Below are 21,307 nucleotides of genomic sequence, written 5' to 3' on the forward strand. Positions count from 1 at the left end.
CCTGAGTAGCCGCTGAATGTATTCAGTGTAACGGGCAAAAAAAAACACCGCCGAAGCAGTGCTTTTTTTTATTATATCGCCAGCCAAGGGATAACCAACGATACAATCATCATATTAACTGCGGGTCAATACACGGCGCGCTTCGTTGTAGCGCTTCTTCCAGTACGGTTCATTCATGCTGGAAATGGTCACACCGCTGCTGGTGGAAGCATGAACGAACTGGTCGTTGCCAATGTAGATGCCAACATGTCGACCCGTAGAACCCGCACGGAACAGAACTAAATCACCGGTACGCAGTTTGGAACGTGAAATCGACTTGCCCGTCTCCTGCTGTTCATAGGTTGAACGCGGAAGATCTAACCCAAATTGTTCACGGAAGGTTCGTTGTACGAAACTGGAACAATCAATGCCTTTTTTCGTGCTGCCACCAAGACGATAACGCACGCCTTTCCAGTCAGCATACTGGTCCATAATACGGGACTTCACGTCCAGATTACGCACCATATTCTCAAATTCATCCTGAGAGGCTTGCAGTGACGAGGAATCTTCTGTTCCCACAACACGCGTCTCAGGATGCATATTCTTAGCGGTGTTCGATGTACTACATGCCGAAAGCAGAACCGCTACTGCTATCGCCGGGATCCCCCGCATGAAATATCTCAAAATCGGTTGAGATTTGACCATTTTGTTTATTTTCCCTTGAAGTCCTTAACGATAAATATCGTTATAAAAATGCCAAACGTGACGAGACTAATTAGCTGTTCACATTGAGACAATTCTTTCTGGTCAGATTTGTGGCGCAGTGCACAAATTTATTCACCATGATAATAATTATCTCAGTGGGGCAAAACGAGTTCGAGATTAACCGATTGCAAGGGGCATTGCGAGCAAAAAAGTCCGATTTTTTATAAGAAATTGTGATACCGAGAGTAAAAAAACGTAAATGCCCCAAAATGCCGTCAGAAGCGGCTCCAACTCAGGCAATTGCTTCATTTTCAACATGAATGAGATGACAAGAATATGACGGCGCGGGGCAATTGAAGAGAGGGGACTATCAGGGAACGAAATGATCCCCGATAGTTTGCGTTAATTACGATTGGTTATTTGTTTAGAACTTGTTACTTATCGCCAGGCAAGTAACGATTAAAAATGGCTATTAATCGATCGCTTAACGGCGTCATCAGCACCCATGGCAAACCAATCAGCACCGCAGAGAGCGAACCCACAACAATATCCGTCAGCCAGTGAGCGCCGATCATGACGCGCGGGAAAGCAAACACGACCACAATTACCAGCGCCGTCGCAAAGGCTTTTTTGCCAAAATAGCGCAGCATGAATGCTGAAAAAATAAGCAGCATCATACCGTGATCGCCGGGGAAACTGTCCTTAGACGCATCTTTAGTCGGGATATGCAGTAATTCGCTGACGCGGTGAATATCCGGGAAATAGAGCGAAGGACTTGCGCGTTTTACCGGCATCAAATGTTGCGCCAGCTGGTTAATCACTACCGCAGTCAGCAGCATGACCAAGCCTGTGAGCACTATGCGGCGACGTCCTGTTTTATCTTCTTTCAGCCAGAAAGAGAGCATCAGGCAGCCCATGGCCAGCAGTGAACAGCCGTCGAAGGCGCGATTGTTGGTAATCGCGACCAGCCACAGGAAGGTTTCACTCTTCACCAGCGCCTGGTTGAAGAAGTGGAAAATACCGGAATCCAGCGGGAACCAGAAACCATGGTTCACCGGCAGATACCAGGATAAAAAGAGTGCCAGACCGGCAGCATTCAGCAGCAGTATTAAGGGAAATCGAGTCGTCATAACGTTCAGCATCGTTTGAAATCTGGGGCAACGTTAGCCGTCGGAACTTAAACGAAGCTTCAACAGGTTGGTCTGCAGCGTGTTCCAGTCGGCGTTAACCGCACTAATTAACTCTATCCGGCTGTCCGGGGGGGCAACATTTTGCGTTTCGATAAAGAAATCTGCGCCCTGGCGATTGATGCGTACCAGCCCGTCCGGAGTTCGCATAATGCCTTTGACGCGATCGACCGGAGCAAGTCTGGCCCATTCCAGAATCCCGATCGTGTCGAAAACCGTATCGGCATCGAAGATCCATCCGCAAGCCTGGTAGCCCTGACCGCTGTTGAGATTACGACGCCAGCGCTGATGTTCCGGCAGGCTCAGGGCCGCCAGACCCTGCTTCACCGCGTGGCTATGCGCGTGTTCCGCGCTGACGGGCAGTTCCGCCAGGTTCAGACGGGGGAGATCGAGCAGGGCATTGTCAATTTTGCCCTGAGTGGTGTGAACCCGTTGACGATCGCCGCCGAAATGTTGCCACCAGGCATCAAACGCAGCCTGGCTTTCAGCCGTTGCACGATCCTCTTTATTCGCCACGATGATATCTGCCGCGGCGAGCTGATCGCGGAAGTTTTCATTGGCCACGGCCTTCTCGTCCAGAAGCAGGCGCGGATCCAGAAGACACAGCGTGGCGCGCAGGTCGATCCACGGCTCGTAAACCGGGGCGGTCAGCAAATCGAGGATCTGCTTAGGGTGGCCCAGCCCGGTCGGCTCTATCAGCAGACGGTCCGGTTTACCCTGGCGCAGCAGCGTGTTCAGCCCGACCTGCATGGGTAATCCATTCACGCAACACATACAGCCGCCCGGGATCTCTTTGATCATTGCCCCGCTGTCAGACAGCAATGCGCCATCGATGCCCACTTCGCCAAATTCGTTGACCAGTACGGCCCACTTTTCTGCCGGGTCTTTATTCGCGAGCAGGTGCAAAATTGAGGTGGTTTTTCCGCTGCCGAGAAAACCGGTGATGAGGTTGGTTTTGGTCACATGCGCTCCCATGACTTACTGTGATGCTATAACAATTAGCCATCATCCTGGCGAAAAAAAAGCGTCATGAGAAGGGGGAAGAGCGAACGGAGAGGTTTTCCGTTCGCCTTAAGGGCAAGAATGGTTAAATATTTAACGTTTCAATAACAGCCTGACGCGCACCGTAGCGGGTCAGGCGCTGATATGCTTCGTTTACCGCATTTACAAAGACGCTGTTATGAGGCAGATCCTGTCCAAAGACTTCGCTCAGCGTCAGCAGGGCGTTCACGCGCTCCGCTTCACTGCTGGCCTTGACGATTGACTGGATTTTATCACTAAGCGGGTCGCGAACATCAATCGCGTCTCCGCGCTCATCCGTGCCGCTGACGTAGCGGATCCAGCCTGCAACCCCCAGCGCCAGCAGCGGCCACGCGCTTTTACGTTCGAGATGGACACGGATCCCATCCAGCATGCGCTGAGGCAGCTTCTGGCTGCCGTCCATCGCGATTTGCCAGGTTCGATGCTGCAATGCGGGATTCGCAAAACGGTCGATCAGGCTGTCGGCATAGGCCGTGAGATCCACGTCTGTGATGCGCAAAGTGGGAGCCTGCTCGTTCAGCATTACGCGGCGGGCGGCTTCGCGGAAGCTCGCGTCCTCCATGCATTCATTGATATGTGCGTATCCGGCGAGGTATCCCAGATAAGCCAGAAAAGAGTGGCTGCCGTTGAGCATCCGCAACTTCATTTGTTCCCACGGGAGAACATCCTTCACCATCTGCACGCCTGCAGCTTCCCACTCAGGGCGTCCGGCGACAAAGTTATCTTCGACCACCCACTGGATAAACGGCTCGCAGCTGATGGCGCAGGGATCTTCAACGCCAAGTTCCTGCGTGATTTCCGCAAGCGAGGTCTCCGTTGCGGCGGGGACAATTCTGTCGACCATCGTGCCCGGGAAACTCACGTGAGCATCAATCCACCCGGCCAGCTCAGCGGAACGTTTTTGCGCCATCCCGAGCACGGCGTTTTTTACGACGTGGCCGTTGTCCGGGATATTGTCGCAGGAGAGAACGGTAAACGGCGGCAGGCCGCGTTCGCGACGGCGGTGAAGGGCTTCGACCAGGATCCCCGGTGCGGAATGCGGCTCGGTCGGGTTTTCCAGATCGTGTAGAATGCGGGTATTGTGCATATCCAGCTTGCCGGTCGCCGGATCGATGCAATAGCCTTTTTCCGTGATGGTGAGGGAGACAATCGCAACCTGCGGTTCGCAAAATTTCTCAATAATGGCCGCCAGCGAATCGAGTTTGGCATTCAGACATTCATGTACCGCGCCGACAACAATAGCCTGGTTCCCCTCCGCACCTTTCTCCAGCACGGTAAAGAGATGATCCTGCGCGCGCAGCTGGCTCATCAGCACATCACCGCTGAAGAGGCTAATTTCACAAATACCCCAGTCGCCTCCTTTCTCATTCAGCACCCGGTTTGTTAACAACGCCTGATGCGCGCGGTGAAATGCGCCGAAGCCAAAATGGACAATGCGCGAGCGTAATTGCTGGCGATCGTAGCGAGGCTGCTGCACGCGGGCAGGAAGCGAGGTGGAAGCAATTGTCTTCATGAAATACACACCTGATTAACCATTAATTAACAATGGCAGTGTAAAGTTATATGACAACAAATTGAATTGGTAAGCCGTAAATATCCCCGTTCTGTGAGTTTGATCAATCAATGTGTGGCGCTGTGTTGACCCTTCGCGGTAAACATGTATGGTAGTCGTCATTGCAGTAAACCATATTGGTATAACAACTTGAGAGGGTGAGTCAATGGAACCAACCTGGCGTTGGTACGGGCCGAACGATCCGGTTTCTCTTGATGATGTGCGTCAGGCTGGCGCGACAGGCGTTGTCACGGCACTGCATCATATTCCTAACGGGCAAGTGTGGCCGGTTGAGGAAATTCAAAAGCGTCAGGCGTTGCTGGCGGAGAAGGGGTTAACCTGGTCAGTTGTGGAAAGTATTCCGGTCCACGAGGATATCAAAACCCATTCGGGTGAATACCAGACCTGGATTGCCAACTATCAGCAGAGTATCCGTAATCTGGCGGCCTGCGGCATTGATACGGTCTGCTATAACTTTATGCCTATCCTGGACTGGACGCGTACCGATCTTGAATACCAGATGGCGGATGGTTCAAAAGCGCTGCGTTTCGACCAGATCGCGTTTGCGGCGTTTGAACTGCACATTCTGAAGCGTCCGGGTGCTGAAGCGGATTACACCGCAGAAGAGCAGCAGCAGGCGCTCGCGTGGTTCCACGCGGCAAGTGAAGCGGATATTGAAAAGCTGACCCGCAACATCATTGCCGGGCTGCCGGGTGCTGAAGAAGGCTACACGCTGGACCAGTTCCGCGCGCGTCTGGCGGAATACGGTGATATCGATAAAAACCAGCTGCGCGAAAACATGGCGTACTTCCTGCGCGCGATAGTACCGGTGGCAGAAGAGTCCGGCGTGCGTCTTGCTGTTCACCCGGACGATCCTCCGCGTCCTATCCTCGGCCTGCCGCGTATCGTGTCGACGATTGAAGATATGCAGTGGCTGAAAGAGACGGTAGACAGCATCTATAACGGCTTTACGATGTGTACCGGTTCTTACGGCGTGCGTGCGGATAATGACCTGGTACGGATGATTGAAACCTTTGGCGATCGTATTCACTTCACGCATTTGCGTGCAACCTGCCGCGAAGAGAACCCAAAAACCTTCCACGAAGCCGCGCACCTGAACGGTGACGTGAATATGGTGGCGGTGGTGGACGCCATTCTGGCGGAAGAAGTGCGCCGTAAGCACGCGGGCGATGTGCGTCCCATTCCGTTCCGTCCGGATCACGGACACCAGATGCTGGACGATCTGCGTAAGAAAACCAACCCAGGCTATTCGGCGATTGGTCGCCTGAAAGGAATGGCAGAAGTGCGCGGCGTTGAGCTGGCGCTGAAGATGACGAAGTATCCGGAGCTTTTGTAAGCTCTGTTGCCCGGTGGCGCTGCGCTTACCGGGCCTGAAATAAAAAACCGGCCTGAGAGCCGGTTTTTGTGTTTTTTGGTCGCGTAAGGCGAAGCCGCCACCCGATAAATGCCGCAATCAGTCAGCGCGACCCATATAGCGTTTTTCTTCGATATGGATGCGGATCTTCTCGCCAGCAGACAGGTATTCTGGCACCTGCACAACCAGCCCGGTGGTCAGGGTAGCCGGTTTGTTACGCGCACTGGCTGACGCGCCTTTGATGCCCGGTGCGGTTTCCACGATTTCCAGATCCACGGTCTGAGGCAGCTCCAGCGCCAGCAGCACGCCGTCCCAGGTCAGCACCTGCATATCCGGCATACCGCCTTCAGGGATAAACAGCAGCTCTTCTTCGATCTGATCTTTAGTGAAGATGTACGGGGTGTAATCTTCTTTGTCCATGAACACGTATTCGTTGCCGTCGATGTAGGAGAAATCAACATAGCGACGGGTCAGGGTCACGGTATCGACGATATCGTCACCTTTAAAGCGTTCTTCCACTTTGAGGCCGGTACGCACATCGGCGAAACGCATTTTATACAGCGTCGCTGCACCACGGGCGCTAGGTGCCTGAATATCGATATCTTTCACAATCAGCAGTTTGCCGTTGTAATTCAGTACCATACCTTTCTTAATTTCGTTCGCTCTTGGCATTGCAGTAATCCTGTTTACGGGAGGTAAAAAATATCGCGCCAAATTACTCGCGCGCGGCCTTTCAGGCAAGCGGAATTCGCGGCTTTTGCTATCAATACAAAAAAGGTGTTACTGTGCGCCCAATGCCCGACTGCGCGGGCGTTCATCACTGACTGAGAGCATTTATGGATTGTCGTTCAGATTGTGGCGCGTGCTGTACTGCACCGTCCATTTCAAGCCCCATTCCAGGAATGCCGGAGGGCAAGCCTGCCAATACCCGCTGCGTTCAGCTTTCTGACGCTAATCTCTGTATGATCTTTGGGTCGCCCCTGCGCCCGAAGGTGTGCTCCGGGCTTCAGCCTTCCGCCGACATGTGCGGCATTACGCGAGCGCAGGCGATGACGTACCTGCTTGAGCTGGAAGTGCTCACCGCGCCCTAAACGTCTTTGATCCGCGTCAGACAGGTTATCGTCAGAACGCACATTACCAGGGCAATCCAGAATACCGTGTGGTAGTTCCAGATCTCCGCCACGACACCGGCCATCGAGCCCGCAATAATCCAGCCCACGCGGGTGGTATTAGTATAAAGGGTGGTGGCAGAGCCTGCCTGACCCGGCATTAAATCCTGGAAGTAGAGCATGCCAATCCCGGCGAGAATGCCGATATAGATGGCGTTCAGCAGTTGTAAAGCCAGCAGTAGCGCGGGCGTATGCACTGTAAGCATCCCGACATAGAACAGCAGCCCGGCGACCGCCGCGATGCGCATTAAAAAACGTTTCCCAAAGCGCTTTGCGTAATAGCCAGCAATCAGCATGGTCGGGATCTCAAGGCCAGCGGCCGTCCCCATCATGATGCCCGCCAGCTTCTCCGGCAGGTGTAGTTCATCAATAATAAACAGCGGCATGTTGATGATATAAAGGCTGTTGGTGCCCCACATCAGCGTACAGATGATGAAGAGGAGCAAGGCATCGCGGCGGTTACGACGCGGTGCTTCCAGCGCGCCTGTCGCCAGTTTCGGCTCTTTACGCATTGAGGGCAGGAAGAACCACACCATTGTGCCGCACACGACAAAGGCCACGGCCGCACTCAGGTACATCACCGTAAAGCCAAAGCCCATCGCCAGCGCATAAGCCAGTGGTGGACCAATGACCCATGCCAGCGACACCTGGGCACGCAGGATTGAGCTGAACATCACCGCCTCGCGTCCGGTCTGGTCGGCATGCTCACGGGCAAGGGCAAACATCTGCGGGTTGGCGGTAGAGCCAAAACTGCTCAGAAATACCCCAACAAAAAGCAAAATGAAATAGTTACGGTTCCAGGCAAACAGCACGCAAGCGAATACCCCCAGCAGGCAACAAAAGACAATCAGGCTTTTGCGATCGCCCTTTCTGTCGGAACGTCCTGCCAGAAACTGGCTTACCAGGATGCCGATGATGGCGCTGCCAGTAAAGAAGAAGCCGACCATCGCCGGACGGACGTGGACTTCATTTGTCAGAAATAAACTCAGCGTGGGCGTTTGTAAGGCCCCGGCAATCCCGGTAAGGAAAGCAACGATCAAAAACGCCGTTGACGTCAAATCAAGGGGCTTTGGTGAGGCGGCAGCGGGGGTGTTATGCATGTTTTCGTATCAGGATTAGCGTGGGTCAGAAAGACGCGGAGTTTACGCCGCCAGTCATTAAATAAACAGAGGGTGCGGTCACTTTTGCTACAAAAAATCAAAATGGCATTTCAATTTGAAAATGGTTGCTGAACTTAGCTGAAACTGACGTGCTGAACGTCAGCAATATTCAGCTGAAGAAAGGAGAAATGTGCTGTAACTCTAAATTCTGAACAGCCAAATGTAACTTTCCTTGCAACGCTATACAGAAAGAGCAAGACTTTTTGAAACGTTTCAGCGCTATCTTGTTTTAACTGACGGAGCAGGTTAGCGCATTTTTTCTCATTAAGGCTGAAACGATTCAAGTTCAGCAGGAGAGGAGAACCATGTTCCAGTTATCTGTTCAGGATATTCACCCGGGCGCACAGGCCGGGACGAAAGAAGAGGCTATTCGCCAGGTTGCCGCTGCCCTCGTGCAGGCAGGTAACGTGGCGGAGGGTTACGTTAACGGCATGCTGGCCCGCGAACAGCAGACTTCAACGTTCCTCGGGAATGGCATCGCTATTCCACACGGCACCACCGACACCCGCGACCAGGTGCTGAAAACGGGCGTGCAGGTTTATCAGTTCCCGCAGGGCGTGCTCTGGGGCGACGGTCAGGTGGCTTATGTGGCTATCGGTATCGCCGCCAGCAGCGACGAACACCTGGGCCTGCTGCGCCAGCTGACGCACGTGCTGAGCGATGACTCGGTGGCGGAACAGCTGAAGTCTGTCACCACGGCTGAAGAGCTGCGCGCCTTGCTGATGGGTGAAAAACAGAGCGAAGCGCTGAAACTGGATAATGAAACCCTGACGCTGGATGTTGCAGCCTCTGACCTGGTGACCCTGCAAGCGCTGAACGCGGGTCGCCTGAAGGAAGCCGGTGCGGCCGATGCGACATTCGTTACGCGCGCTATCAATGATAAGCCGCTGAATCTGGGCCAGGGCGTCTGGCTGAACGACAGTGCTGAAGGCAACCTGCGCAGTGCAGTTGCTGTCAGCCGCGCCGCTACTGCGTTTGACGTAGATGGCGAGCGCGCCGCGATGCTGGTCACCGTGGCCATGGTCGATGACCAGCCGGTTGCGGTACTGAAGCGCCTGAGCGATCTGCTGCTGAACAACAAAGCTGAAAAACTGCTGAACGCTGATGCAGCCACCGTGCTTGCGCTGCTGACCAGTGACGATGCGCTGACCGATGACGTGCTGAACGCAGAGTTCGTGGTGCGTAATGAACACGGCCTGCACGCTCGTCCGGGCACCATGCTGGTGAACACCATTAAACAATTTGAAAGCGAGATTACCGTGACCAACCTGGATGGCTCAGGCAAACCGGCGAATGGCCGAAGCCTGATGAAAGTTGTCGCGCTGGGCGTGAAGAAAGGCCACCGTCTGCGCTTCACCGCACAGGGTGCCGATGCTGAACAGGCGCTGAAAGCGATTGGCGATGCCATCGCGGCAGGTCTGGGGGAGGGCGCATAATGAGCAGACGTGTTGCGACTATTACGCTGAACCCGGCTTACGACCTGGTGGGCTTTTGCCCGGAAATTGAACGCGGCGAAGTAAACCTCGTGCGTACCACTGGCCTGCATGCGGCAGGTAAAGGGATTAACGTCGCGAAGGTGCTGAAAGACCTCGGTATCGACGTCACCGTCGGCGGCTTCCTCGGAAAAGATAACCAGGACGGTTTCCAGCAGCTATTCAGCGAGCTGGGCATTGCCAACCGTTTCCAGGTCGTTCAGGGCCGTACCCGCATCAACGTTAAGCTGACGGAGAAAGACGGCGAAGTCACCGATCTCAACTTCTCTGGCTTCGAAGTGACGCCTGCTGACTGGGAACGCTTTGTCACCGACTCCCTGACCTGGCTTGGCCAGTTCGACATGGTATGCGTCAGCGGCAGTCTGCCGTCCGGCGTGAGCCCGGAAGCCTTCACCGACTGGATGACGCGCCTGCGCAGCCAGTGCCCGTGCATTATTTTTGACAGCAGCCGCGATGCGCTGGTGGCGGGTCTTAAAGCCTCTCCGTGGCTGGTGAAACCAAATCGTCGCGAACTGGAGATCTGGGCAGGCCGTAAGCTGCCAGAATTAAAGGATGTGATTGAAGCTGCCCATGCGCTGCGCGAGCAGGGTATCGCTCACGTGGTGATTTCGCTGGGTGCAGAAGGGGCGTTGTGGGTTAACGCTTCAGGTGAATGGATTGCCAAACCGCCGTCAATGGAAGTCGTGAGTACCGTTGGCGCGGGGGATTCCATGGTTGGTGGCCTGATCTACGGTCTGCTGATGCGTGAATCCAGTGAACATACGCTACGTCTTGCCACCGCCGTTGCTGCCCTGGCCGTGAGCCAGAGCAATGTCGGTATTACCGATCGTACCCAGTTAGCCGCGATGATGGCGCGCGTTGACTTAAAACCTTTTAACTAACAGCAGGAGAGGAATAATGAAAACGCTGCTGATCATTGACTCCGGTCTCGGACAGGCTCGCGCCTACATGGCGAAGACCCTGCTGGGCGCGGCGGCACAAAAAGCACACCTGGATATCATTGATAACCCAGGCGATGCCGAACTGGCGATTGTCCTGGGTGATAAAATCCCCGCAGACAGCGCGCTGAACGGCAAAAAAGTGTGGCTGGGCGATATTAATCGCGCGGTGGCACATCCTGAGCTGTTCCTGAGCGAAGCGAAAGGTCACGCCACTGTGTACAGTGCGCCTGTGGCGGCGGCCCCGGCTGCGGCTTCCGGTCCGAAACGCGTTGTCGCGGTTACGGCCTGTCCGACAGGCGTGGCGCACACCTTTATGGCGGCTGAAGCCATTGAAACCGAAGCGAAAAAACGCGGCTGGTGGGTGAAAGTTGAAACGCGCGGCTCGGTTGGCGCGGGCAATGCGATTACCCCTGAAGAAGTGGCGGAAGCCGATCTGGTGATCGTGGCGGCGGATATCGAAGTGGCTCTGGCGAAATTTGCCGGTAAGCCAATGTACCGCACCTCTACCGGTCTGGCGCTGAAAAAGACCGCTCAGGAATTTGATAAGGCGCTGGTGGAAGCCAGGCCGTATCAGGCGACCGGGGCAGCGAAAACCCCGACCGAAGGGAAAAAAGAGTCTGCTGGCGCATATCGCCACCTGCTGACCGGCGTGTCCTACATGCTGCCGATGGTGGTGGCTGGCGGTCTGTGTATCGCGCTCTCCTTCGCATTTGGTATTACCGCGTTTAAAGAAGAAGGCACGCTGGCGGCTGCGTTGATGCAGATCGGCGGCGGCTCCGCGTTCGCATTGATGGTACCGGTACTGGCAGGCTTTATCGCCTTCTCCATTGCTGACCGTCCGGGTCTGACGCCGGGTCTTATCGGCGGTATGCTGGCGGTGCGCACCGGTTCTGGCTTTATCGGCGGTATCATTGCCGGTTTCCTGGCGGGTTACGTCGCGAAGCTGATTAGCGCTAAGCTGAAGCTGCCACAGAGTATGGAAGCGCTGAAGCCGATCCTGATTATCCCGCTGATCTCCAGCCTGGTGGTCGGTCTGGCGATGATTTACCTGATTGGTAAGCCGGTTGCGGGCATTCTGGCGGGTCTGACCCACTGGCTGCAAACCATGGGCACCGCTAACGCGGTTCTGCTGGGCGCAATCCTCGGCGGCATGATGTGTACCGACATGGGGGGGCCGGTGAACAAAGCGGCGTACGCCTTTGGCGTTGGCCTGCTGAGTACCCAGACCTACGCGCCGATGGCGGCGATCATGGCGGCAGGTATGGTGCCACCGCTGGCGCTCGGTCTGGCAACGATCATTGCCCGTCGTAAGTTCGATAAAGCACAGCAGGAAGGCGGCAAAGCGGCGCTGGTTCTGGGCCTCTGCTTCATTACCGAAGGCGCGATTCCGTTCGCAGCTCGTGACCCAATGCGCGTTCTGCCATGCTGTATCGTCGGTGGCGCGGTAACGGGTGCAATCTCTATGGCGATTGGCGCTAAGCTGATGGCACCACACGGTGGTCTGTTCGTGCTGCTGATCCCAGGCGCAATCACTCCGGTACTGGGCTATCTGCTGGCGATTGTTGCCGGTACGCTGGTGGCGGGGCTGTCTTATGCGGTGCTGAAACGTCCGGAAGCGGAAGTTGTGGCAAAAGCAGCGTAAGCGATAAACAACAAAAAAGCCGGGTTGCATTACGCACCCGGCTTTTTTTATGCCGCTTGTTCAGCGGTTTGCTGCGCCTTCAGCCAGGCAATCTCTTCCGCCCAGATATCCGGGTTAATGGTTTCGAGCACCATCGGAATACCGTCGAAGCGGGCGTCCTGCATGATAAAGCGGAACGCATCATGGCCGATGTTGCCTTCGCCCAGGCTGTGGTGGCGGTCAACGCGGCTGCCGAACGCACTTTTTGCATCGTTCAGATGCATGCCGCGCAGGTACTGAAAGCCCACGATGCGCTCGAACTCTTCGAAGGTGTTTTTCGTTGCCTCGGTGGTGCGCAGGTCATACCCGGCCGCAAACGCGTGGCAGGCATCAATGCACACGCCCACGCGGGATTTGTCTTCCACGCCGTCAATAATCGCCGCCAGATGTTCGAACTTAAAGCCGAGGTTGCTGCCCTGACCGGCGGTATTTTCAATCACCGCGGTAACGCCTTTGGTCTTGTCCAGCGTCATGTTGATGGATTCGGCAATGCGCGCCAGACAGGCATCTTCGTCAATCTGCATCAGATGGCTGCCGGGATGGAAGTTCAGCAGCGTCAGCCCCAGCTGTTCGCAACGCTGCACTTCATCAAGAAACGCCTCGCGTGATTTATCCAGCGCTTCCTGAACCGGGTGCCCGAGGTTAATCAGATAGCTGTCGTGGGGAAGGATTTGGCCAGGCCCGTAGTGGTATTTCTCGCAGGCGGCTTTGAAATCATCAATCACTTCAGCGGTAAGCGCGGCGGCGCGCCACTGGCGCTGGTTTTTGGTGAACAGGGCGAAAGCGGTTGCCTCGATTTCGGCGGCGCGAATGGCGGCATTCGCAAGGCCACCGGCGGCGCTAACGTGCGCTCCAACGTATTTCATAAAGGGACTCCTGTTAACCCGAAATGCTTATGATAGCGGGTTAACAGGAGAAGGATGTAGTGGTTTATGCCATCAGGCTGTGCACGGCGAGGTTAATCGCGCCACCGCCGACAATCAGCCAGATGAAGAGCACCAGCGCCATCAGCAGCGGTTTCGCACCGGCTTTTTTCAGCGCGCTGACGTGAGTGGTCACACCCAGCGCCGCCATCGCCATCGCCAGCAGCACGGTGTCCAGCGTCACCAGCATATCCACTACCGCTTTCGGCAGCAGGTGGAAGGAGTTAAAGATTGCCACCACGATGAACAGGATAGCAAACCACGGAATGGTGATTTTGCTCTTCTCGCTACCGCCAGCCGGAGCCAGCTGTTTAACCCGCGCGGCCAGGAAAATCAGGAACGGGGCCAGCATCATCACGCGCAGCATTTTGGCAATCACCGCCGCGTTTTCGGCTTCCGGGTTAATGGCGTGTCCTGCTGCGACTACCTGAGCCACTTCGTGCATGGTCGAACCGATATAGATGCCGTAGGTTTCCGGGCTAAACCAGTGGGCGACCAGGGGGTACATCGCCGGGTAGAGGAAGATCGCCAGCGTACCGAAGATCACCACCGTCGCCACCGCCACGGTTACCTTGCTGGCTTCGGCTTTAACGACGGGTTCTGTTGCCAGCACCGCCGCTGCCCCACAGATACTGCTCCCGGCACCGATCAACCAGCTGGTGTGCTTGTCCAGCCCAAAGACTTTCTGACCGATAAAGCAGGCCAGTAAAAAGGTGCTGGTCAGGGTCAGGACGTCAATGGCAATCCCGCTCACACCCACATCCGCAATCTGCGAAAAGGTGAGGCGAAAGCCGTAAAGAATGATCCCGAGACGCAGCAGATGCTGCTTGGCGAAAATCACACCGCCGTCGCAGGATTTCCAGATGTGCGGGTATAGGGTATTCCCGACCACCATGCCGAGCAAAATGGCCAGCGTTAAGGCGCTGAAACCTGCGCCCGCAACAGCGGGAATGCTGCCGCCCCATAATGCTGCGCCGGTTATCACGGCGCTGATCGCAAGACCCGGCACGAAGTGCCACACTGTACGATGATGTTGTAAGGTGAGTTCTGACATAACCTTCTCCTTTGTCTGGCTTAAAGGTTACGGCGCACTGGCTTAAAAATAAAATTGATTATATATTTATAATTAATCTATATAAGTGGTAAACAACCATGCACATTACATTGCGTCAACTGGAAGTCTTCGCTGAAGTGCTGAAGAGTGGATCGACGACCCAGGCTTCGCAGATGCTGGCGCTCTCGCAGTCTGCGGTCAGTGCGGCGCTGACCGATCTCGAAGGGCAGCTGGGCGTGCAGCTGTTCGACAGGGTAGGGAAGCGGCTGGTGGTCAACGAACATGGCCGTCTGCTTTACCCGCGCGCGTTGGCATTGCTGGAACAGGCCATCGAAATTGAACAGCTGTTCCGCGAAGACAACGGCGCGATCCGCGTGTTTGCCAGCAGCACCATTGGTAACTACATCCTGCCGGAGGTGATTGCCCGCTACCGCCGTGATTTCCCGACGCTGCCGCTGGAGATGAGCGTGGGCAATAGCCAGGACGTGATTAACGCGGTGATCGATTTCCGCGTCGATATTGGCCCGATTGAAGGGCCGTGCCACAACGTGGATATCATTGCCGAACCCTGGCTGGAAGATGAACTGGTGGTGTTTGCCTCCCCGGCCTCTTCTTTATTACAGGGCGAGGTGACGCTGGAACGTCTGGCGCAGGCGCAGTGGATCCTGCGCGAGCAGGGTTCTGGCACGCGTGAAATCGTCGATTACCTGCTGCTCTCCCATCTGCCGCAGTTCCAGCTGGGGATGGAGCTGGGCAACTCAGAGGCCATTAAGCACGCGGTGCGTCATGGACTGGGCATCAGCTGTCTTTCGCGGCGCGTGATCGCTGAACAGCTTGAGGTCGGATCGCTGGTCGAAATTCCCATTCCTCTGCCGAAGCTGGTGCGCACGCTGTGGTGCATTCACCATCGCCAGAAACACCTTTCCAGCTCTCTGCAGCGTTTTCTGCGTTATTGCGAGATGTAATCTTCCCCTCACCATAGCCCTCTCCCCAAAGGGGAGAGGGAAAAATTATGCTTTACTTATAATCCTGGCCGAGTCATGAAGCTCTCTTATAACTGGGTATTTCTGCCGGAAGGAACGGAGATCGTCTGCTACAATCGCGCCTCATTTAATAAATGGACAGCATTTTCACATGGTTTCAGAAACTAAAACCACAGAAGCGCCCGCGCTACGTCGCGAACTTAAGGCGCGTCACCTGACGATGATCGCTATCGGCGGTTCAATCGGTACAGGTCTTTTCGTTGCCTCTGGCGCAACGATTTCGGCAGCAGGCCCGGGTGGGGCACTCTTCTCTTATATCCTGATTGGCCTGATGGTCTACTTCCTGATGACCAGTTTGGGCGAACTGGCGGCTTACATGCCGGTGTCCGGCTCGTTTTCAACCTACGGGCAAAAATACGTTGAAGAAGGTTTCGGCTTCGCGCTGGGCTGGAACTACTGGTACAACTGGGCGGTCACTATCGCCGTTGACCTGGTCGCCGCGCAGCTGGTGATGAACTGGTGGTTCCCGGATACCCCGGGCTGGATCTGGAGCGCCCTGTTCCTGGCCGTCATCTTCCTGCTGAACTACATCTCCGTGCGCGGTTTCGGCGAAGCAGAATACTGGTTCTCTTTAATTAAAGTGGCTACCGTCATCATCTTTATCGTTGTCGGCGTGGCGATGATCGTGGGGATTTTTAAAGGCGCTCAGCCTGCCGGATGGAGTAACTGGACGATAGGCGATGCGCCGTTTGCCGGGGGCTTCTCGGCGATGATTGGCGTGGCGATGATTGTCGGCTTCTCCTTCCAGGGAACCGAGCTTATCGGTATTGCGGCCGGTGAGTCTGAAAACCCGGAGAAGAACATTCCGCGCGCGGTGCGTCAGGTGTTCTGGCGTATTCTGCTGTTCTATGTGTTCGCTATTCTGATTATCAGCCTGATCACTCCGTATACCGACCCGAGCCTGCTGCGTAACGATGTCAAAGACATCAGCGTCAGCCCGTTCACGCTGGTCTTCCAGCACGCGGGTCTGCTCTCGGCGGCGGCGGTGATGAACGCGGTGATCCTGACAGCGGTGCTGTCTGCGGGTAACTCCGGCATGTATGCATCCACCCGTATGCTGTACACCCTGGCCTGCGACGGTAAAGCCCCGCGTATTTTCGCCAAACTGTCACGTGGCGGCGTACCGCGTAATGCGCTGTATGCAACTACGGTGATTGCCGGTCTGTGCTTCCTGACCTCTATGTTTGGTAATCAGACGGTCTACCTGTGGCTGCTGAATACCTCCGGGATGACGGGCTTTATCGCCTGGCTGGGAATTGCTATCAGCCACTACCGCTTCCGTCGCGGCTATGTGATGCAGGGCCATGACCTGAATAACCTGCCGTACCGCTCAGGGTTCTTCCCGCTGGGGCCGATTTTCGCCTTCATTCTGTGCCTGATTATTACCCTGGGGCAGAACTATGAAGCCTTCCTTGCGGATTCCATTGACTGGGGCGCTGTTACGGCCACCTACATCGGTATTCCGCTGTTCCTGATCATCTGGTTTGGCTACAAACTGACGAAAGGAACCCACTTCGTTCGCTACAGTGAAATGGATTTCCCGGAACGATTTAAACAATAACCGCAGTTCCTCTCTTTTAGCCCGCTCCCCTGAGCGGGCTTTTTTATCTCCACAGTATGCAGAACGGATATAATTTTTAACAATTGAATTGATAATAGTTATCGTTTGCTTTATCGTTACGAAATAATAAGCAGCACACCGACCTGCCGAAGATGCGGGCGGCCCCTAAGGCGTTGTGAGCAATAATTAGTTGATTTAGTTGTATTTACCTCATGGAGATATGGAATGTTTAGGTTGAATCCCTTCGTCAGGGGAGGACTTTGTGCGTCCGCAATGTCCCTGGCACTGCCTGTCATCGCTGCGGAATCTGGCGACACACTGGTTGTAACGGCCTCCGCGACCGAGCAAAACCTGAAAGACGCACCGGCGAGCATTAGCGTCATTACTCAGGAAGACTTAAAGCGTAAGCCCGTTCAGAACCTGAAAGATGTGTTACAGGATGTGCCTGGCGTGCAGCTCACAAACGAAGGGGACAACCGCAAAGGGGTCAGTATTCGAGGTCTGGACAGCAGCTATACGCTGATTCTGGTCGACGGCAAACGCGTTAGCTCCCGCAATGCGGTATTCCGCCACAACGATTTTGACCTGAACTGGGTGCCTGTCGACGCTATCGAGCGGATCGAAGTGGTGCGCGGCCCGATGTCCTCCCTCTACGGTTCCGATGCGCTGGGTGGCGTGGTCAACATCATCACCAAAAAAATCGGTCAGAAATGGACCGGAACCCTGAGCGCGGATTCAACCATTCAGGAACACCGCGACCGCGGTGACACCAATAACGGTCAGTTCTACACCAGCGGCCCGCTGGTGGATGGCGTGCTGGGGCTTAAAGCCTACGGCAGCGTGTCTAAACGTGAAAAAGACGATCAGCAACGCTCCTCTACCTCCGCGAGCGGTGAAACGCCGCGCATCGAAGGCTTCACCAGCCGCGATGCCAACGTCGAATTCGCCTGGACGCCGACGGAAAATCATGACTTTACCGCGGGATACGGCTTCGACCGCCAGGATCGCGACTCTGACTCCCTCGACAAAAACCGCCTTGAGCGCCAGAACTACTCCCTGAGCCACAACGGCCGTTGGGGCGTGGGCAACAGTGAACTGAAGGTGTACGGCGAGAAGGTCGACAACAAAAACCCGGGCAACAGCAGTCCGATTACCTCCGAGAGCAACGCGGTTGACGGGAAATACGTCCTGCCGCTGGGCGAAATCAATCAGTTGCTGACCTTCGGCGGCGAGTGGCGTCACGATAAGCTGAAGGATCCGGTCAACCTGACGGGGAGTACCAGCAGCACAACCTCGGCAAGCCAGTACGCGCTGTTCCTTGAAGATGAATGGCGTATCTTCGAGCCGCTGGCGCTGACCACCGGCATCCGTATGGATGACCATGAAACCTACGGCGACCACTGGAGCCCGCGTGCCTATCTGGTCTACAACGCGACCGACACCGTCACGGTGAAAGGGGGCTGGGCCACCGCGTTTAAAGCGCCATCGCTGCTGCAGCTCAGCCCGGACTGGATCACCGGTTCCTGCCGCGGCGCCTGCGAGATTGTCGGTAACCCGGATCTGAAGCCAGAAACCAGCGAAAGCTTCGAGCTTGGACTCTACTACAGCGGGGAAGAGGGCTGGCTAGAAGGCGTGCAGGCCAGCATCACCACCTTCCAGAACGACGTGGACGACCGCATCAGCATCAGCCGTACGGCTAACGTGAACCAGGCGCAAAGCTACCCGAACTATGTTGGGCTGAACGCCGACGGCGAACCCATTTTCCGCTATTACAACGTCAACAAGGCGCGTATCCGTGGGGTGGAAACCGAGCTGAAATTCCCGATTGCGGAAGACTGGAAAGTCACGCTGAACTACACCTACAACGATGGTCGTGATATCAGCAACGGCGGCAACAAGCCGCTCTCCGAACTGCCGTTCCACACCGCCAACGGAACCGTTGACTGGAAGGCAACTCAGGACTGGTCGTTCTATGTGCAGGGTAACTATAAAGGCGAGAAACGCGCGCTTACCAGCGGTGAACCGACGCCGGGCGGCTACGTTATCTGGAACACTGGTGCGGCATGGCAGGCAACGAAAGCCGTTAAGCTGCGCGCAGGCGTGCAGAACCTGCTGGATAAAGACCTGAGCCGTGACGATTACAGCTATACGGAAGATGGTCGTCGCTACTTTGTGGGCGTGGATTATACGTTCTGATGTAACCTTTATGCCCGGTGGCGCTTCGCTTACCGGGCCTACAAAAACCACGAACGTAGGCCGGGTAAGGCGAAGCCGCCACCCGGCAATCGCACGCACTTATGCGAACAAGTGCTCCGCATGGAAGCGGAGATGATCTTCAATAAAAGACCCGATGAAGTAATAGCTGTGGTCATACCCCAGCTGAATGCGCAGCGTTAGCGGCCAGTCTTTCTGGCGAGCCGCTTCAGCCAGCACCGCAGGCTGTAGCTGTCCGGCGAGGAACTGATCCGCATCACCCTGATCGATAAGCGTTGGTATCGCATCCTCTGTCTGACTTGCCAGCATCAGCGCGCAGCTGTCCCATTCCTGCCAGGTTTCTGCATTATCGCCCAGATAATGGGTAAAGGCTTTTTGCCCCCAGGGTACCTGCGTTGGGTTCACAATCGGCGCAAACGCCGACACGCTGGTGTATTTCCCAGGGTTTTTCAGCGCCATGATAAGCGCACCGTGACCCCCCATTGAGTGCCCGCTGATGGCGCAACGGTCATTCACAGCAAACTCCGCCTGAATCAGCGCAGGCAGCTCGTCACGAATGTAGTCATACATGCGGTAGTGGCTCGCCCACGGCTGCTCGGTCGCGTTGAGATAAAATCCGGCGCCTTTGCCTAAATCGTATCCGGCATCGTCGGCGACCTCATCCCCACGCGGGCTGGTGTCTGGCATCACCAGCGCAATGCCAAGCTCTGCCGCAATACGCTGCGCACCCGCTTTGGTGGTGAAGTTTTCGTCGTTGCAGGTCAGGCCAGAAAGCCAGAACAGAACCGGCGGTTTTTCCGTCGGCGGCAGGAAAATGCTGAACGTCATCGCACAGTTCAGTACGGTGGAGTCGTGCCGCCAGCGCTGCTGTCGACCTTCAAAACAACGGTGCTCTTCGAGCAGTTCCATGCAAGGCTCCTTAATGATGATACGTATTCATAAAATCCATAATACAGAGTTTTCATTGACCTGTGAGTAACTTTCACTTTCCCCTTACGCTCAGATACTGCATCATAAATTTACTTTTCTTTAACAACTGGAGCGGTCATGGCGCTGCGTATCGCGCTCAGCGGATTTTTGGTTTTGGTGGTGGCAATGGGGATCGGGCGCTTTGCCTTTACGCCTCAGGTACCGTTGATGATTGCCGCCGGGCAACTCACGCTAACCAGTGCGGGTCTGGTGGCGGCGATGAACTATCTGGGCTATCTGGTCGGGGCGTGGGATGCCATGCGCGCCCATCGCTTTGTGGAAACACGCCTCTGGTTGGGCATCACTGGCGCGGTTGCGCTGACGCTGCTCTCGGCTGCGGCGGATAACGCCATGGCTCATGGTTTACTGCGCTTCGTGATTGGCTGCATGAGCGGCTGGTCTATGGTACTGATAGCCGCCTGGACCAACGAACGGCTGGGTCAGTTGGGTAAACCGGGGCTTAGCGCCGCTGTCTTTGCCGGGCCGGGCGCAGGCATTGCCCTGAGCGGGCTGCTCGCGGTCTATATTCAGGCGAAGGCGCTCTCTGCCGGGGCGGCATGGCAGATTTACGGCGTGCTGGCGCTGGTGCTGATTGCACTGGTAGCACGCTACCTGCCGCGATCCGGGCAACTCCATCGGCCTGGAACCGCACCGGAGCCGCTGGTGCTGACGGCGGATTTAAAGCGCCTGGTCTGGAGCTACAGCCTCGCGGGGTTTGGCTATATCCTCCCGGCGACCTTCCTGTCGCAAATGGCGGCGGTGCGTTTTCCAGGCAGCCTGTTTGCCCAGTTTGTCTGGCCGATTTTCGGTTTCGCTGCCGTCATCGGCATCGTGCTCAGCATCCTACTGCGTCATACATCCACGGCTAACCGCAGGCTGGCGATTGTTCTGCGGTTACAGGGTGCAGGCGTGCTGGCCGCCTGGCTGCTGCCGGGCATTGGCGGTTTGCTGACGGGCGGTCTGCTGGTCGGCGGCGGGTTCTTATGTGCCGTGCAGCTTTCTCTGCTCTACGGTCGCGAGCTGGCACCGAACCACACGCGCTATATGGCGGGACTGCTCACCACCGGCTATGCCATCGGCCAGCTGATTGGCCCTGTGACGTCCGCGCTCTCCACCTGGTTAACGCATCGGCTGGAGCCTGCGCTGGGGCTGGCGGGCATCGCGCTGTTCATCGGCGGGGCACTGGTCTGGAACCGTCAGGCTGAAAGGCAGCAGCAATTGCAATAATTATCGTCGTGAATACTGGATTATGTGCGCCGC

General features: G+C 55.8%; 18 protein-coding genes. 9 read left to right on the plus strand and 9 right to left on the minus strand.

Annotated features, from left to right (window positions below):
* Window positions 1-114: 114 nt before the first annotated feature.
* The 4 genes from mepS to ENTMO_RS0116950 form a co-directional block, all read right to left on the minus strand.
* The gene (mepS, locus tag ENTMO_RS0116935; RefSeq protein ID WP_010433488.1) at window positions 115-684 is read right to left on the minus strand and encodes a bifunctional murein DD-endopeptidase/murein LD-carboxypeptidase; all 570 of its coding nucleotides are present in this window, start codon (window positions 682-684) and stop codon (window positions 115-117) included.
* 434 nt (window positions 685-1,118) lie between these two features.
* Window positions 1,119-1,814 carry a phosphatase PAP2 family protein gene (locus ENTMO_RS0116940; protein ID WP_029485150.1) on the minus strand — a complete coding sequence of 232 codons (696 nt, stop codon included), beginning with the start codon at window positions 1,812-1,814 and terminating at the stop codon, window positions 1,119-1,121.
* 33 nt (window positions 1,815-1,847) lie between these two features.
* Complete coding sequence (locus tag ENTMO_RS0116945; protein ID WP_010433492.1) at window positions 1,848-2,834, minus strand: CobW family GTP-binding protein; 987 nt, start codon at window positions 2,832-2,834, stop codon at window positions 1,848-1,850.
* Between the two features lie 124 nt (window positions 2,835-2,958).
* Window positions 2,959-4,425, minus strand: coding sequence for a mannitol dehydrogenase family protein (locus ENTMO_RS0116950; protein WP_010433495.1), 1,467 nt, complete (start codon window positions 4,423-4,425; stop codon window positions 2,959-2,961).
* A 205-nt stretch (window positions 4,426-4,630) separates the two neighbouring features.
* Between ENTMO_RS0116950 and uxuA the strand changes: the two genes are divergently transcribed.
* Window positions 4,631-5,821 carry a mannonate dehydratase gene (uxuA, locus tag ENTMO_RS0116955; RefSeq protein ID WP_010433497.1) on the plus strand — a complete coding sequence of 397 codons (1,191 nt, stop codon included), beginning with the start codon at window positions 4,631-4,633 and terminating at the stop codon, window positions 5,819-5,821.
* A 117-nt stretch (window positions 5,822-5,938) separates the two neighbouring features.
* Here the strand turns inward: uxuA and yeiP are convergent, their stop codons facing one another.
* A complete protein-coding gene (gene yeiP, locus ENTMO_RS0116960) occupies window positions 5,939-6,511 on the minus strand; it encodes an elongation factor P-like protein YeiP (protein ID WP_008500940.1) in 573 nt (190 codons plus the stop codon).
* Between the two features lie 164 nt (window positions 6,512-6,675).
* Here yeiP and ENTMO_RS0116965 point away from each other — a divergent pair, with 164 nt between their 5' ends.
* Entirely contained in the window at window positions 6,676-6,930 is a 255-nt protein-coding gene (locus tag ENTMO_RS0116965; protein ID WP_010433501.1) for a YkgJ family cysteine cluster protein, read from the plus strand.
* Here ENTMO_RS0116965 and setB read toward each other — a convergent pair.
* Entirely contained in the window at window positions 6,927-8,108 is a 1,182-nt protein-coding gene (setB, locus tag ENTMO_RS0116970) for a sugar efflux transporter SetB (RefSeq protein ID WP_010433504.1), read from the minus strand. The two genes, ENTMO_RS0116965 and setB, sit on opposite strands and share 4 nt — an antisense overlap.
* 365 nt (window positions 8,109-8,473) lie before the next feature.
* Here setB and fruB point away from each other — a divergent pair, with 365 nt between their 5' ends.
* From fruB to fruA, 3 genes are read left to right on the plus strand one after another with little or no spacing between them, the layout of a single operon-like run.
* A complete protein-coding gene (gene fruB / locus ENTMO_RS0116975; RefSeq protein ID WP_010433506.1) occupies window positions 8,474-9,604 on the plus strand; it encodes a fused PTS fructose transporter subunit IIA/HPr protein in 1,131 nt (376 codons plus the stop codon).
* On the plus strand, window positions 9,604-10,542 hold the full coding sequence (fruK, locus tag ENTMO_RS0116980; RefSeq protein WP_010433510.1) for a 1-phosphofructokinase: 939 nt from the start codon (window positions 9,604-9,606) through the stop codon (window positions 10,540-10,542). The genes fruB and fruK overlap by 1 nt, the downstream gene beginning before the upstream one ends.
* A gap of 16 nt (window positions 10,543-10,558) precedes the next feature.
* Window positions 10,559-12,244, plus strand: coding sequence for a PTS fructose transporter subunit IIBC (gene fruA / locus ENTMO_RS0116985; RefSeq protein WP_010433512.1), 1,686 nt, complete (start codon window positions 10,559-10,561; stop codon window positions 12,242-12,244).
* Window positions 12,245-12,291: 47 nt separating this feature from the next.
* On the opposite strand, the gene nfo is transcribed toward fruA, so the two are convergent.
* Complete coding sequence (gene nfo, locus ENTMO_RS0116990) at window positions 12,292-13,149, minus strand: deoxyribonuclease IV (protein ID WP_010433514.1); 858 nt, start codon at window positions 13,147-13,149, stop codon at window positions 12,292-12,294.
* 64 nt (window positions 13,150-13,213) lie between these two features.
* The gene (locus tag ENTMO_RS0116995) at window positions 13,214-14,260 is read right to left on the minus strand and encodes a YeiH family protein (protein WP_010433516.1); all 1,047 of its coding nucleotides are present in this window, start codon (window positions 14,258-14,260) and stop codon (window positions 13,214-13,216) included.
* 98 nt (window positions 14,261-14,358) lie between these two features.
* Between ENTMO_RS0116995 and yieE the strand changes: the two genes are divergently transcribed.
* From yieE to cirA, 3 genes are all read left to right on the plus strand, one after another.
* Window positions 14,359-15,225 (plus strand): DNA-binding transcriptional regulator YeiE, encoded by an 867-nt coding sequence (gene yieE / locus ENTMO_RS0117000; RefSeq protein WP_010433519.1) that lies wholly within the window; start codon window positions 14,359-14,361, stop codon window positions 15,223-15,225.
* Window positions 15,226-15,394: 169 nt separating this feature from the next.
* Window positions 15,395-16,864: an amino acid permease gene (locus ENTMO_RS0117005; protein WP_010433521.1), complete on the plus strand. Its 1,470-nt coding sequence runs from the start codon at window positions 15,395-15,397 to the stop codon at window positions 16,862-16,864.
* 225 nt (window positions 16,865-17,089) lie between these two features.
* A complete protein-coding gene (gene cirA, locus ENTMO_RS0117010; protein WP_010433525.1) occupies window positions 17,090-19,060 on the plus strand; it encodes a catecholate siderophore receptor CirA in 1,971 nt (656 codons plus the stop codon).
* Between the two features lie 99 nt (window positions 19,061-19,159).
* Here the strand turns inward: cirA and fghA are convergent, their stop codons facing one another.
* On the minus strand, window positions 19,160-19,987 hold the full coding sequence (gene fghA / locus ENTMO_RS0117015; RefSeq protein WP_010433529.1) for an S-formylglutathione hydrolase: 828 nt from the start codon (window positions 19,985-19,987) through the stop codon (window positions 19,160-19,162).
* 138 nt (window positions 19,988-20,125) lie between these two features.
* Here fghA and ENTMO_RS0117020 point away from each other — a divergent pair, with 138 nt between their 5' ends.
* Window positions 20,126-21,274: a YbfB/YjiJ family MFS transporter gene (locus tag ENTMO_RS0117020; protein ID WP_010433532.1), complete on the plus strand. Its 1,149-nt coding sequence runs from the start codon at window positions 20,126-20,128 to the stop codon at window positions 21,272-21,274.
* The last annotated feature ends 33 nt before the right edge of the window (window positions 21,275-21,307 follow it).

The organism is Enterobacter mori LMG 25706 (assembly GCF_000211415.1).
GTDB lineage: Bacteria > Pseudomonadota > Gammaproteobacteria > Enterobacterales > Enterobacteriaceae > Enterobacter > Enterobacter mori.

What these genes read in the sequence shown, in the direction of transcription:
- cirA (WP_010433525.1), top strand. Translation starts at nt 17,090, where the DNA reads ATGTTTAGGTTGAATCCCTTCGTCAGGGGAGGACTTTGTGCGTCCGCA.
- ENTMO_RS0116995 (WP_010433516.1), bottom strand. Translation starts at nt 14,260, where the DNA reads ATGTCAGAACTCACCTTACAACATCATCGTACAGTGTGGCACTTCGTG.
- fruK (WP_010433510.1), top strand. Translation starts at nt 9,604, where the DNA reads ATGAGCAGACGTGTTGCGACTATTACGCTGAACCCGGCTTACGACCTG.
- fruB (WP_010433506.1), top strand. Translation starts at nt 8,474, where the DNA reads ATGTTCCAGTTATCTGTTCAGGATATTCACCCGGGCGCACAGGCCGGG.
- ENTMO_RS0116950 (WP_010433495.1), bottom strand. Translation starts at nt 4,425, where the DNA reads ATGAAGACAATTGCTTCCACCTCGCTTCCTGCCCGCGTGCAGCAGCCT.
- yieE (WP_010433519.1), top strand. Translation starts at nt 14,359, where the DNA reads ATGCACATTACATTGCGTCAACTGGAAGTCTTCGCTGAAGTGCTGAAG.
- fruA (WP_010433512.1), top strand. Translation starts at nt 10,559, where the DNA reads ATGAAAACGCTGCTGATCATTGACTCCGGTCTCGGACAGGCTCGCGCC.
- fghA (WP_010433529.1), bottom strand. Translation starts at nt 19,987, where the DNA reads ATGGAACTGCTCGAAGAGCACCGTTGTTTTGAAGGTCGACAGCAGCGC.
- uxuA (WP_010433497.1), top strand. Translation starts at nt 4,631, where the DNA reads ATGGAACCAACCTGGCGTTGGTACGGGCCGAACGATCCGGTTTCTCTT.
- nfo (WP_010433514.1), bottom strand. Translation starts at nt 13,149, where the DNA reads ATGAAATACGTTGGAGCGCACGTTAGCGCCGCCGGTGGCCTTGCGAAT.
- ENTMO_RS0117020 (WP_010433532.1), top strand. Translation starts at nt 20,126, where the DNA reads ATGGCGCTGCGTATCGCGCTCAGCGGATTTTTGGTTTTGGTGGTGGCA.
- mepS (WP_010433488.1), bottom strand. Translation starts at nt 684, where the DNA reads ATGGTCAAATCTCAACCGATTTTGAGATATTTCATGCGGGGGATCCCG.
- setB (WP_010433504.1), bottom strand. Translation starts at nt 8,108, where the DNA reads ATGCATAACACCCCCGCTGCCGCCTCACCAAAGCCCCTTGATTTGACG.
- ENTMO_RS0117005 (WP_010433521.1), top strand. Translation starts at nt 15,395, where the DNA reads ATGGTTTCAGAAACTAAAACCACAGAAGCGCCCGCGCTACGTCGCGAA.
- yeiP (WP_008500940.1), bottom strand. Translation starts at nt 6,511, where the DNA reads ATGCCAAGAGCGAACGAAATTAAGAAAGGTATGGTACTGAATTACAAC.
- ENTMO_RS0116940 (WP_029485150.1), bottom strand. Translation starts at nt 1,814, where the DNA reads ATGACGACTCGATTTCCCTTAATACTGCTGCTGAATGCTGCCGGTCTG.
- ENTMO_RS0116965 (WP_010433501.1), top strand. Translation starts at nt 6,676, where the DNA reads ATGGATTGTCGTTCAGATTGTGGCGCGTGCTGTACTGCACCGTCCATT.